We start from the raw sequence: 12,097 nt of genomic DNA on the forward strand, positions 1-12,097 counted from the left end.
CGGGGTCGGTGTTTACGCGGCGTGGCGAATGGTGATGTTGCCGAACGAGTTACGCGCGAACACCTGCACGGTTTCCGCCTCCTCCAGCTGGCGGATCGGCCCCATCGCGTTCTGTACGGTGCCGTGCAGGGCGTTGGTCTCCAGCCGCACCGCGCTGCCCGGGTGGATTCCTACTTCCAGCTCGCCGACGGCCGTCTCCAGTCGCAGCACGCCGCGTGCGGCTTCGCCGATGCGGATGTCGCCCTTGGCGACTTTCGCGGTCACCGAATCGCCGGGGCGTTCGACGGTGATGTCGCCCGCCGCTATCGCCAGGTCGCACTCGCCGAGTTCGCCGGCGCCAAGCAGGCGACCCACCCCGGCGGTGGCCTTCAACTGGGAGCCGGTGGGAACCTCGATGGTGACCGTGATCGACGGGTTGCCGCCGAACGGGGTGTAGGTCCGCCACTGCTTCGGCGTTTTCACGGTCAGGGTGCCTGCGGTGAACTCGACCTGGGTTTGCTCGGCGGCGCGCACGTCGCCCTTCTTGGCCGGATCGGCCGGTCGGACCTCGACGACGGTGTCGGTGCGGTCGGAGGCGATGACCGTGACATCGCCGCTGAGCACGTCGATGGTGACGGCGATGGGGGCGGGGGTCTGGAAGGTGGACATGGTTGTACTCCTTTGGTGCGGAACGGATTTCGGAGGATTCGGTCAGTTGGTGCACAGTGCCGAGGTGGGCTTCCGCCGTCCCTCGGTTGCTGTGCTGTTCATGGGAGTACTGTCGCGAGCCCGGCTGATACCGGCCTGACAGCGGCCTGACACGTCTACTGACATGGCGTCAGGCCAGGTCACAGCTGGATTGTCGGGCCGGTTCGCGCCGTCCGTGCTGACGGCAGGGCGGCGCAAGGGTTGTGCAAGGGGCGTGCAATCGGACGCACGGAGAGTGAAGCCATGACCGAAACATTCGATGCGCACTCGAACCTCCCGGAACGAGGAGCCGCCACGCACACTCCCGTCACGATCGTCGGCGCCGGACTCGGCGGACTCACGCTCGCTCGCGTGCTGCACCTGCACGGCATTGCGGCCACGGTCTACGAGGCCGAGCCCTCGCCGACGGCGCGCTCGCAGGGCGGAATGCTCGACATCCACGACTACAACGGGCAACTCGCCGTTGCGGCAGCCGATCTGATGGACGAGTTCCGAGGACTCATCCTGCCGGGCCGCCAAGCGATGCGGATCCTGGACCGGGACGGGACCGTCCTGCTCGACAAGGCCGATGACGGTACCGGTGGCCGTCCCGAGGTGCAGCGCGGCGAGCTGCGCCAGCTGCTGCTCGACTCACTACCCGCAGGCACGGTCCAGTGGGGCCACAAGGTCAGTGGCGTTCGTACTCTCGGCCAGGGCAGGCACGAGGTGAACTTCGCCGATGGCGGCACCGTCGTCACCACCCTGCTGGTCGGCGCCGACGGTGCGTGGTCACGCGTCCGCCCACTGCTGTCCACCGTCACACCCCCCGAATACGTCGGTGAGTCGTTCATCGAGACCTACCTCTTCGACGCCGACACCCGCCACCCCGCCGTAGCCGCAACGGTCGGCGGCGGATCGCTGATGGCGCCCGCACCCGGCAGACAGATCCACGCCCACCGAGAAAGAGGCGCGACGCTGCACGCCTACGTGGTGCTCGCCGAGTCGCTGGACTGGTTCGCCGGCATCGATTTCACCGATACGGCGGCAGCCACCGCGCGGATCGCCGCGGAGTTCGACGGTTGGGCCCCGGAGCTCACCGCACTGATCACCGACACCGACACAGCGCCGGTCTGGCGCCCGAACTACGCGCTGCCGCGCGGCCACCGATGGGACCGGGTGCCAGGGGTTACCCTGCTCGGCGACGCCGCCCACCTCGCCGCCCCCAACGGCGAAGGCGCCAACCTGGCCATGCTCGACGGCGCCGAGCTCGGCAAGGCCCTCGCCGCGCACCCCGGCGATACCGAAGCTGCCCTGACCGAATACGAGCAGGCCATGTTCGCGCGCAGCACCGAGATAGCCACCGAGGCAGCCGAATTCTTCGAAGAACTCTTCGACGGCACAGCCGCAAGCTTGGTCGCCGTGTTCGGCGGACAAGACCAGACCCACTGAGTTCGGCCCGGTGTCGTCAGCAGCTCACGCGCACAAGGATGTTCACCCTGACGTCGCGTGGGCTGCCGGCGCATCGGCGCGGCCGGTGGAGCGGGCGAGTGCGTCGTACATCCAGTTATGCGCTTGCCCCACGGTGATACGAGTTTTCAGCAGCTGCTCGGTCAGCGCCCAGTAACGGTGAATCCGATGGTCGGTGTCGGTGGCGTCGATCAGTAATTGCTCGCGGAAACCCGGGGAGTCCCGTTCGCCTCGCGCGCCGGCGTGGGCGTTGACGAATCGATCGAGTTCGTCGCCGCCATGTGGCCGTACGTCTGCCGATACCAGTGTCGCCACCGCCGCCATGGCCTCGCCCACTTCGGCGTACAGACCTTGGCGGTCTCGAATCAGCTGCGGCTGTTTCCGCCAGAGTTGCTGTCGGACAGCATTGTGCAAGTCCGGTTCGGCGACGAGCGCGGCCAGCTCGGCATAAGTGACCACCTCCTCGACGGACGGATCAGCGGGCGGTTGCGGGACATTCCAGCCGACGAAGATGTCTACATCGCACCGACGTACCGGTGCGAGGACGCGCCGCCAGAACCGTAGGAGGCCCTCGTGCGCCGCACCACTGTCCTGCACGGTGGCCAGCAACGCGAGCCGTCCGGCTCGCTGCGTCGGGGAAGCCGTCTCGACCGCCCGCAGTGATGCCCGCCGCCATGCCATCGACCTGAATTCGACATCCAGGCGAGCATTTTCGGCCGCGATGACCTCGGCTATCGACTGCTCGCCGTGCAGCACATCGATGATCGGGCTCAGCCCGAAACCGAGCGCGCGTAGGCGCCGGACCAGCAGCAGTCGTTCAGTGGCACCGTCCGCGGCGAACATTCGATGCCCGCCCGGGCTGCGATGCGATTCCAGCATGCCTTCGTCGCAATAGAACCGGATCGTGCGCACCGCAAGCCCGGTGCGGCGCGCCAATTCGCCGATGCTCACCAGCACGTCGGCTTGTGTGTCGTCTGTCACGAGTTGTTGAACCTCCACCCCGGTGGAGCTCTTAGCGTACTGGCACTGCGCTCGACCCTCGTAGGGGAACCGCTGCCGTCGAACAAGCGGCGTAGCGCAGTTAGGTGATCGCATCGAGGAGAGGGTGATTCGTGGCTACCACGCAGGAAGAAATCGTCGCAGGCATTGCGGAGATCGTCGAGGAGGTGACCGGCATCGAGGCCGCCGAGGTGACGATCGAAAAGTCCTTTGTCGAGGACCTGGACATCGACTCGCTGTCACTGGTGGAGATCGCCGTGCAACTGGAGGACCGATACGGCGCGAAGATCCCCGATGAGGACTTGGCAAGTCTTCGAACAGTCGGCGACGCGGTCGCCTACGTGCAGAAGATGGCGGCCGTAGAACCGCGGCTCGCCGCGGAAATGGAGGCGAGGTTCAAGGAAGGGCAGGAGAATTGAGGCCGTTGCCCTCGTAGAGGAGGTACTTCGGTGATTGCTGATCCACAGTTGAATCCCGCGGCGGTCGAGCTCGGTAGCTTTTTCCCGCAACCGCCGGAGGCCGTGTGGCGGGCGTTGACGGAGCCGGACCTACTGGAGCGGTGGCTGCTCCGACCGACCGGATTCGCCGCCTCGGTCGGAACACGCTTTCGATTCACCGCCTCGGAAGCATCGAGTGATGAGATCCTCTGCGAGGTGCTGGCGGCCCGGCCGGGCGAGCAGTTGACCTACAGCTGGCTGCATCCGCAGGCCGAGCAGCCCGCCCGGTGGATTGTCGACTGGACGATACGGCCGCAGGGGCGGGGCACCCGACTTCTGTTGACGCAGACCGGTTTCGACATCGAGGACCGTCGACAGAAGATGATTCGCAACGCCACGGAGCGAGGTTGGAAACGTCGCGTTCTGCCACGACTCGGTGCGGTGATCCACCACTGACCGCGGAATTGTGCACCCACGGGTCCGCTGGTCGACGTGGGTGCCGACAGCCCACCTGGCTGCCGTCCGTGACCTGGTTGGTCGGTTGATCAGGTGGAACTGGTGCTGGCATCGGTCGATAGCCGAGTAGCACCAGTTCCACGTGATCGCTTGTCCAGTAATGTATTTCGGACGGTACCGTCAGAGCGCATGCCGAATTCGCGGATGGGTAACGACGGGATGCTCAGTCTCCATTGTCCCCGCTTTGGCCTTGGCTTTGGTTGGTTGCGCCTCCACCCTGGTTACCTGCGTTCCCGGCTTGGCTTCCCGCTTGGTTACCTGCGTTGTTGCCTTGATCGGTGGCTTGGTTGCCCGCGCCCCCGGCTTGATTGCCCGCGTTTCCGCCTTGGCTTTGAGCCTGGTTGCCTGCGTTGTTGCCGCCATTCCGCGCTTCGTTGCCCCCGTCGGCAGCGTCCGCCTCGGCCGCTTTGTCTGCGATGCAGTCCTGGAAGGCCTTGTAGGACCCTGACGACTTGGCGCATTGAACTACGGCCTTGTCGACAGCGGCGGCGGGCCCGGCGAGCACAGCGCCACCGATGCTTGCCGCCACGACTCCCGCGATCAGAAATCCGACCTTGCGCACACCACACTCCAATCGGTTGTGGAGCCACGGAAAAGCGTGCGCGGCGAATGGCTCCGAGAAAGGTCCGCGCCAACCAATGTCGGGTATTCGGCACGGACGTATCAAAGGATGGGCCTTGGTTCCCCGGACCATTCGGGATTACCACCACCAGGGCTTGCTGTCCGAACCGGAACGCGACTCGGCGGGGCGGCGGGTCTACCGGCTTCCGCTGGTGGCCCGGCTGTTGTGGGTGCGGAAGTTGGCCGGGTCGGGGTTGTCCTTGGCGGAGGTCCGCGTCGCTGACGGCGACGGCGGCGACGCGACAGCACGATGACAGATCCGCGAACAGGCGGAACCGTCGGCCGGTAGCGTCAGGAAGTCGGGAGCGGATCAGCTGCGATGCGCAGCAACTGCTTGCCGAGATTGCGTCCTTCGAAGAGCCCGCGCAGCATCGACGGCGCGAGTTCGAAGCCCTCCTGGATGTCTTCGGCATACACGATGTCGCCCTGGGTCATCCATGCGTGGAGTCGACCGAAGGCCTCGGGGAATCGGTCGAGATAGTCCAGGAAGATGAACCCTTCCATTCGCGCTCGCTTGAGTCCGAGTTGCAGGTAATTGCGCGGTCCGGGAGGTGGTTCGCCTACCTCGTAGCCGGAAGAGATGCCGCCGCACACCACGATTCGAGCTCGCTCGGCGATATTCGCCAGGGCGGCGTCCAGTACAGCACCACCGACGTTGTCGAAGAACACGTCGATACCGTCGGGGGCGAGTTCGCGTAGCCGCGCCTCGACGTCGTCGGTCTTGTAGTCGATGCAGGCGTCGAACCGAGCGACCTCGGTGACCCAGGTGCACTTGGCGGTGCCGCCCGCGATGCCGATCACCCTGCACCCCAACGCTTTCGCGATCTGACCCGCGATGGACCCGGTCGCACCGGCAGCGCCCGACACCAGCACGGTTTCTCCGGCCACCGGTTTGCCGATATCGATCATGCCGAAGTACGCGGTCAACCCGGTCGCGCCGAAAATACTGAGCATCGCCTCCGGATCCACGCCTGGCGGAACGACATTCAGCCCGAGCAACCCCTGGCCCGTGGCGATCGCGTAGTCCTGCCACCCGACCATCCCGCAAACCCAGTCACCCACTGCGTAATCGGCGCTGTTGGACACCACCACCCGCCCGACGCCACCGCCTCGCATCACCGCACCCAGCGGCACCGGATCCATGTAGTTCGGGCCGTCGTTGAGCCAGCCCCGCTGCGTCGGATCGAACGCCAGCCAGACCACCTTGACGAGCGCCTCACCCGGCCCAGGAGACGGCACGGGGCCACTCCTGAGCTCGAAACTACTGTCACCGACCATGCCTACCGGGCGTTCGACGAGGATCCACTGACGATTCACTGAGCGAAGCTAACCTTCCGATCCCATCGCTGTCATCCGGTTTTCCAGCCCCGCGCCCGAGACCCGCTCGCTGCGGCCGCGTGTACGGCAAACGGCCGCTGTGGGCCGTGGATACGAGGACAATCGGAATAGCTCAGTAGCGCTGAACTGCGCGGCCGGGTGCCGGATGGGTTCAGCCTGAGCGCCTTTCACTTCGAGGACGGGGTAGTGCGGTGCGGCGAAAGGACGATCCCACGGCCGCGGCCAGGAAGTTCGCGCGGGATCTGGCCGTAGCGATAGTGGCGAGCTCGATCGTGGCCGGATTGACGCGAATGACCGAGGTATGGCCCCGTGTGGTCGCCAAATGCGACAACAATGCCTGGGCAGCGGGTGGCGCGCTGGTCCTGTTGCTCACCGCGACGTTCTGGTCACGGTGGTTCATCGTCACTCTCGTCCTGACGGTCTTCTCCGGACCTCCCTCGAAGCTCGAAGGCGGGGCCCGGATCGTGGACAACGTGGGTGCCGCGATCGTGTGCCTGTTGGCGGCGGTGATCCCGATCTCGTTGACGAGTCTGTTGTGGCTCTTCGTCTTCGGAACTTGGTGAGACCCGGGCTGGACGACACCGGCCGCTATAGTCGGAAGTCGTGCTGCACCCGGACTATCCGATTGTTACCGAGCGACTCCTGCTCCGCCCCGCGACTCTCGCTGATCTCGACGAAATGCACGCCTACAAATCCAGGCCGGATGTCTGCCGCTATTTGCCGTATGAACCCATGTCGCGCGAACAAGTGGCCGAACGGATTTCGGGGTTATGGGCAAGAACCGAATTGACCGAAGTAGGGCAGTCGCTCAATCTGTGCGTCGAAGAGAAGGCGTCCGGCCGGTTGCTCGGCGACGTCGTCCTGTTCTGGCGTAACGCCGAAAATCGTACCGGCGAAATCGGATACGTCTTCTCTCCCGACGCCGCGGGCCACGGCTATGCCACGGAAGCGGCCACCGAACTCTTGCGATTGGGCTTCGAAGGACTGGTACTACACCGCATCACCGCCCAACTGGATGCCCGCAACACCGCATCCGCCCGCGTCCTGGAGCGCCTCGGCATGCGCCGCGAAGCGCTGCACCGGGAGGACATGTGGTTCAAGAACGAATGGAGCGACACCGCGGTATACGCGATGCTCGCGCAAGAATGGCACAACCTGAAGACCACCGCAGGCGACCGGGTACCGCAGCGTGATCAAGCCGATGCGCAGCTCGGCGAATTGCAGGGTCGATAGCACCGTCGACTGGGGCAGATGGCGCGTTCCGCCTGGCCAATGATCCGACGCGCTTCGACTGTGCCGCGCTGACGGGAGCCGAACGATCGCAAGCGGTAGGCTTGACCTTGTGCCGGAAGAATCACCAGCTCAACGCCTGCGTCTCGCGTTCGAGATGTACGACTTCGGTGTGCGAATGCAGCGTGCCCGCATCCGCAGAACCCGACCAGGGGCCACCGAGGCGGAGATCGAAGAAGCCGTTCAGGATTGGCTGCTCTCCCGCCCCGGCGCACCACTGGGTGATGCCCTCGGACGTCCATCTACCCGGTTCGCATGAATCAGCTCGAAGCCGCCCTCCGACGGGCAGCGTCGGACCTCGGTCGGCACGGCTACGGATGGGCACTCGTTGGTGGATTCGCGGTGTCTGCGCGGTCGGCCCCAAGGTTCACGCATGACATCGACGTGGCCGTAGCGGTAGCCGACGACCGTAGCGCAGAAGAATTGGTCCGGCTGCTGATCGGGGAGGGGTACGGATTTTATGCCTCGGTGGAGCACGACAACGGCAGACTGGCCACCGTCCGGCTCATACGGGCGATCGATGGCGTATCGGTCCTGGTCGACATTCTATTCGCCAGTTCGGGAATCGAGCCCGAGATAGTGCAGGCCGCCGAGAACCTGGAAATTGTGGCCGGGCTGACTCTGCCGGTCGCGACCACTGGGCACCTCATCGCCCTCAAACTCTTGGCGCGGGACGATGTTTCGCGACCGCAGGATCTCGCGGATCTCCGCGGTCTCTTGGAGTCCGCAACCCCTGACGATGTCAGCCAGGCGGGAGAAGCTGTCGATTTGATTACCGAGCGCGGTTTCAACCGTGACCGTGACCTGCGCGCGGCTCTGCATGCACTGACATCGGCCTAATCGAGCGCCCGGCGGGGCTACGCCGCTGAGGGATGCTCGTGGAACGAGCCCTGTTCGACGCGCCGATGCCGATCAATGGGCTAATCGAAGTGAGCAACTGCGAGTGCGAACCACCCATTCGGGCTGGAGATCGACCGGAATGGCCGGGTTCAGTCAGTGGACCGAATGTGCCCGATTCGGTCGAATTCGGGTAGCGGTCTACTCATGTGGGGGAACAGGGCGTGCGGTCTGATGGGGGCGAAAGAATTGTATTCGCCGAAAGACGTGGGATATGTGGGTAGCGAAATCAGCGACTATGGGGTGGGCGCAGCCTGGCTCGGCTGGTCCACGGACAGCGGTGTGCGCGAGCGGGAAGACGGGTTCGGGCGAGGGGCTGCGGGCTACTGCGCAACTGGCGCTGTTCGGTGGGTTCGAGCTGCGGCTGGGTGGTGAGAAAGTGGGGCTGCCGGTGCATGCGCAGCGAGTGCTCGCATATCTGGCGCTGCGCAAGATGGCGGGGGAGGAGTGTGGACGGCAGGTGCTGGCGGAGCGGTTGTGGGAGAACTCGTCGCCGGAGCGGTCGTCGGCCAGCTTGCGGACGGCGCTGTGGCGGATCCGCCGTGCCGGGCCCGAGTTGTTGGCGGGGGATGGCGACCGGGTGACGCTGGCTGATTACGTCGAGGTCGACGTGGATCGGTTTCGGCGTCGTGCCGAGGCGATGTTGTCGGGTACCGGGGGCACGCAAGCGCACGTGCGCACGCTGTGCACCGCGGCCGAACTGCTGCCCGGCTGGGACGAGGACTGGCTGCTCTTGTGCCGCGAGCAGGTGCGGTTGCTGCGGCTGCACACGCTGGAGGCCGTCGCGCGCCGGTATTGCGAGCAGGGCAGGTATCCGCAGGCCATCGACCTGATCCTGCGCGTTGTCGCCGAGGAACCACTGCGCGAATCGGCCCAGGCGATTCTCATCGAGGCACACCTGGGCGAAGGTAATGCCGCCGAGGCTCGCAGGCAGTTCGACCGGTTCGCCGCCACGCTGTGGCGTGAGCTCGAGCTGCGCCCGTCCGCCGAGCTCGGGCACCGCGTCGGCCTGCCCGTGTGCGCCGCGACTACGCGGTCTTGACGCCGACGACCACACCTGCGGCGCATGCTGAAACGATGTCGGCCGACTTCACCAACGCACCTCCTCCGACCAGGGTCGGCGGGCTGCGCGCGGTGCCGATGCACATCCGGGACCTGCGTGCCGTGGTCACGCTCGACGCCGCGACCGGTACCGGCACCGTTGCGGCGACGCTCGACTACGTAGTCGGCCCGCATGCCGGATCGCCGATCTTCGACCTGCGCCAAACCGTGCAGACCTGCCTGCTCGACGGGGTAAAGCTCGATGTCGCGAAGATCGCGCCGCACGATGTCGGCGCGGGTCCGCACAGCTCGATCCGGCTCATCGGTGTCGAGCAGGCGGCCGGTTCGGCGCACCGGCTCAACCTCACCTACCAGCTGGCGACTCCGGACGCCGACCTCGGCGGCGCCTACCCGCCAGTGCTGCACGGGTCGAACGGACGGATCCGCTGGTCCTTCGGTATGTCCGACCTATTCGCGGGCCGATATCTCGAAGCCTGGTTCCCCGCCAACCTGCCTTTCGACCAGTTTCCGTGGACGCTGGAACTACGGATTACCGGCACCACGACCGCGCACTCACTCATCACCAACGGTTCGGCCACCGTGGTCGGCGTGAATGCCTGGTCGGTGCGCTTCCCGGACTGGTTCACCACCATGTCGTCGCTGCTCGAACTCCGGCCGTCCGACGCGCTGCTGTTCCGGTCTTCGACTGTGTTACTGCCGGTTTCCCGGCGCTCGGTGACGGTGGAGACGTGGAAACCTGTTGGCGGGCAAGAAAATCTACCCGCGCTGAACAATCGTATCGGCACGCTGCTCGCGGAGAACGAAACCACCTACGGCGCATTCCTCGCCGACCGGTTCGTGTGCTTCTTCCACGGCGCCGGTGGCGGAATGGAATATGCCGGTGCGGCAACCACGTCCGCGGGCGCGCTGAGCCACGAGGTGTTCCACTCCTGGTTCGCCCGCGGCATCACCCCGGCAGCGCAGACCGACGGCTGGTGGGACGAGGCGTACACCAGCTTCCGCGACGATGGCGACACGCTGACCGAGCCTTTCGATTTCACGATGCCGCCGGTGGAGCTGTGCTCGCGCAAACCATTTCAGCGCACCACGCCATCGTCGGCTTACGACGCGGGCAGTCGTTTTTTCCGCGGTGTGGCGCAACGACTCGGTGCCGACCGGCTGCGCGCGTTGATGGGTGAGTTATACCGCTACCGACGTGGAACACAGCTCAGCACAGGCGAATTAGAAGTGCATTTGCTCGCCCGGTCCGGCGCAACGGATCTTGTCGACGCATTCCACCGGTTCGTCTACGGCTTCGCCGAGCCCACTCCCGACGCGCGCATCGAGTTCGTCACCGGCCCCGCGCTGTGGGTGCGGCGAGCCGCCGACGGCATCGCCACCCATATCAATCCGAAAGCCGGACGGGACAGCTGGATTCACGCCCGCATAAGCAACGGCGCGAAGGCCGGACCGTGCCGCCACTTCGTCGTTACCTTCACCGTGCGAACCGCGACGGCGACACCACCCACCTATCCCAGCGACTTCTTCCCCGCGCACACCGCAACAGTAGGTTTCGATCTCGCCCCGGGCCGCTGGCGTACGGTGTCGGCCCGCCTACCCGCGGCACAACTGCCCGCGAGCGGCACCCGGATATCGATACTGGCGTCGGTACACGCCCGCCGCTCGCATCCGGCGTCAGGCACTCGGGTGCGGGAGCAGGCGTCGATTACGCAGCGCGACATGACCATTGACTGAACGCGGCGTGGGTGGCGGCGGCGCAACCATGCCCACCCGGCCGAACAGCTCCGGCGAGGGCCGGATGCTCAGCTCGGTCCAGAGCAGGTCGGTGAATATGCGCAACTGCCTGCGCGCCTCCACCACATTGCCTTCGCACAGGTGCGCTTCGATCAACGCCGCTTGCGCCGACTCACGCAGCGGCTCCTCGGCGACCACGGCGAGCATTACATCGATCGCCTCCGGGTAGCGTCCGCGCTCGGCGAGCTTGCGTGCGTCCACCTCCAGTGCATGTAACCGCATCTGCCGCAACTGTTCCCGCGCCAGCAGCAGCCAGGTCTCGTCCCAGCCCGGCAGCAGATCGTTGGTGCGCGCCAGCAAAGCGGCGCGGTCGCGCGGACAGTCCTGCTGTGCGGACAGCATCCGCTCGGCGTTCCCGCGGAACTCGTGCACGTCGACCCGCACGTCGGCACCCAGGCGCACCCGGCCGCCCGCCCCGTGCACCAGCGCGGGGCTCGCCTGCCGGATCCGCCACAGCGCGGTGCGCAGGCTGGCCCGTGAACGATCCGCGGTAGCGTCGGGCCACAGCCGCTCGGCGAGTACCCCCCGGTCGCAATCGGGTTCGGCGATCTGGTCCAGCGCCAGATACGCCAGCACGCGGCGCGAATGCTGCGGCACGGCAACGTGGTTCGCGTCGACCCGCAGTGCGAATCCGCCGAGTAAACAGATGGCGAGCTGCATCGAATCCTCCCTCGGTCACCGGCGCGAATTGGGGCCGGTCGAGAAAGCGTGCCGACGCGATGCTGCGCACGCGTCAACGCCGCGTCAACGCCGCCCACGCGGCGTTGACGGGAGTTGGTATGGCCACGCGCGAGGGTGTTCCGGTGAGTGGACCCGAGAGCAAGACCATCGTGGTGCGGGCCTGGCGTGATCGCGGGCGACTGATCATCCGGGTACTGACGGGTGCCGGCGAGGTGGGCGCCGGACAGGAATGGGTGTTCGCCGATATCGACGCGTCGCTGACCCGCGTCGGCGAGCTGCTCGCCGAGCTGCACGACAATCCCGCGAACAACGAGACAAAGCGTTGACGC

The 12,097-nt window shown here is 66.0% G+C and carries 16 protein-coding genes; 11 read left to right on the forward strand and 5 right to left on the reverse strand.

Annotation, left to right across the window (positions count from 1 at the left end; translation table 11 throughout):
* Positions 1–12: 12 nt before the first annotated feature.
* Positions 13–648: a DUF4097 family beta strand repeat-containing protein gene (locus DMB37_RS34910; protein ID WP_135236333.1), complete on the reverse strand. Its 636-nt coding sequence runs from the start codon at positions 646–648 to the stop codon at positions 13–15.
* A 282-nt stretch (positions 649–930) separates the two neighbouring features.
* On the opposite strand from DMB37_RS34910, the gene DMB37_RS34915 reads away from it, so the two are divergent.
* On the forward strand, positions 931–2,115 hold the full coding sequence (locus DMB37_RS34915; RefSeq protein WP_135236334.1) for an NAD(P)/FAD-dependent oxidoreductase: 1,185 nt from the start codon (positions 931–933) through the stop codon (positions 2,113–2,115).
* A gap of 42 nt (positions 2,116–2,157) precedes the next feature.
* Here DMB37_RS34915 and DMB37_RS34920 read toward each other — a convergent pair whose 3' ends face one another.
* Entirely contained in the window at positions 2,158–3,114 is a 957-nt protein-coding gene (locus DMB37_RS34920; protein WP_206055075.1) for a MerR family transcriptional regulator, read from the reverse strand.
* 131 nt (positions 3,115–3,245) lie between these two features.
* On the opposite strand from DMB37_RS34920, the gene acpM reads away from it, so the two are divergent.
* Both acpM and DMB37_RS34930 read left to right on the forward strand, forming a co-directional pair.
* Positions 3,246–3,551, forward strand: a complete 306-nt coding sequence (acpM, locus tag DMB37_RS34925; RefSeq protein WP_135236336.1) for a meromycolate extension acyl carrier protein AcpM — start codon at positions 3,246–3,248, stop codon at positions 3,549–3,551.
* Between the two features lie 30 nt (positions 3,552–3,581).
* A complete protein-coding gene (locus DMB37_RS34930; RefSeq protein WP_135236337.1) occupies positions 3,582–4,025 on the forward strand; it encodes an SRPBCC domain-containing protein in 444 nt (147 codons plus the stop codon).
* 223 nt (positions 4,026–4,248) lie between these two features.
* Here DMB37_RS34930 and DMB37_RS40815 read toward each other — a convergent pair whose 3' ends face one another.
* A complete protein-coding gene (locus tag DMB37_RS40815; RefSeq protein WP_167769027.1) occupies positions 4,249–4,647 on the reverse strand; it encodes a hypothetical protein in 399 nt (132 codons plus the stop codon).
* Positions 4,648–4,762: 115 nt separating this feature from the next.
* On the opposite strand from DMB37_RS40815, the gene DMB37_RS40820 reads away from it, so the two are divergent.
* Entirely contained in the window at positions 4,763–4,960 is a 198-nt protein-coding gene (locus DMB37_RS40820) for a MerR family transcriptional regulator (RefSeq protein ID WP_167769028.1), read from the forward strand.
* A 37-nt stretch (positions 4,961–4,997) separates the two neighbouring features.
* Here the strand turns inward: DMB37_RS40820 and DMB37_RS34945 are convergent, their stop codons facing one another.
* Positions 4,998–6,023, reverse strand: a complete 1,026-nt coding sequence (locus DMB37_RS34945; protein ID WP_255508329.1) for an NADP-dependent oxidoreductase — start codon at positions 6,021–6,023, stop codon at positions 4,998–5,000.
* Between the two features lie 212 nt (positions 6,024–6,235).
* Between DMB37_RS34945 and DMB37_RS34950 the strand changes: the two genes are divergently transcribed.
* The 6 genes from DMB37_RS34950 (at position 6,236) to DMB37_RS34970 (ending at position 11,027) form a co-directional block, all read left to right on the forward strand.
* Positions 6,236–6,607: a hypothetical protein gene (locus DMB37_RS34950; RefSeq protein WP_135236340.1), complete on the forward strand. Its 372-nt coding sequence runs from the start codon at positions 6,236–6,238 to the stop codon at positions 6,605–6,607.
* Between the two features lie 40 nt (positions 6,608–6,647).
* Positions 6,648–7,277, forward strand: a complete 630-nt coding sequence (locus tag DMB37_RS34955; protein WP_135236341.1) for a GNAT family N-acetyltransferase — start codon at positions 6,648–6,650, stop codon at positions 7,275–7,277.
* A 109-nt stretch (positions 7,278–7,386) separates the two neighbouring features.
* Complete coding sequence (locus DMB37_RS42050; RefSeq protein WP_370465258.1) at positions 7,387–7,593, forward strand: hypothetical protein; 207 nt, start codon at positions 7,387–7,389, stop codon at positions 7,591–7,593.
* Positions 7,590–8,174, forward strand: a complete 585-nt coding sequence (locus DMB37_RS34960; protein WP_135236342.1) for a nucleotidyl transferase AbiEii/AbiGii toxin family protein — start codon at positions 7,590–7,592, stop codon at positions 8,172–8,174. Before DMB37_RS42050 ends, DMB37_RS34960 begins: the two co-directional genes overlap by 4 nt.
* A gap of 337 nt (positions 8,175–8,511) precedes the next feature.
* A complete protein-coding gene (locus tag DMB37_RS34965) occupies positions 8,512–9,273 on the forward strand; it encodes a BTAD domain-containing putative transcriptional regulator (protein ID WP_240771793.1) in 762 nt (253 codons plus the stop codon).
* A gap of 35 nt (positions 9,274–9,308) precedes the next feature.
* The gene (locus DMB37_RS34970; RefSeq protein WP_135236344.1) at positions 9,309–11,027 is read left to right on the forward strand and encodes a hypothetical protein; all 1,719 of its coding nucleotides are present in this window, start codon (positions 9,309–9,311) and stop codon (positions 11,025–11,027) included.
* On the opposite strand, the gene DMB37_RS34975 is transcribed toward DMB37_RS34970, so the two are convergent.
* Positions 10,968–11,747 carry a BTAD domain-containing putative transcriptional regulator gene (locus tag DMB37_RS34975; RefSeq protein WP_167769029.1) on the reverse strand — a complete coding sequence of 260 codons (780 nt, stop codon included), beginning with the start codon at positions 11,745–11,747 and terminating at the stop codon, positions 10,968–10,970. The genes DMB37_RS34970 and DMB37_RS34975 overlap by 60 nt on opposite strands.
* Positions 11,748–11,890: 143 nt before the next feature.
* Here DMB37_RS34975 and DMB37_RS34980 point away from each other — a divergent pair, with 143 nt between their 5' ends.
* Positions 11,891–12,094 (forward strand): hypothetical protein, encoded by a 204-nt coding sequence (locus DMB37_RS34980; RefSeq protein ID WP_135236345.1) that lies wholly within the window; start codon positions 11,891–11,893, stop codon positions 12,092–12,094.
* Positions 12,095–12,097 lie beyond the last annotated feature (3 nt).

The organism is Nocardia sp. CS682 (assembly GCF_004634405.1).
GTDB classification, from domain to species: domain Bacteria; phylum Actinomycetota; class Actinomycetes; order Mycobacteriales; family Mycobacteriaceae; genus Nocardia; species Nocardia ninae.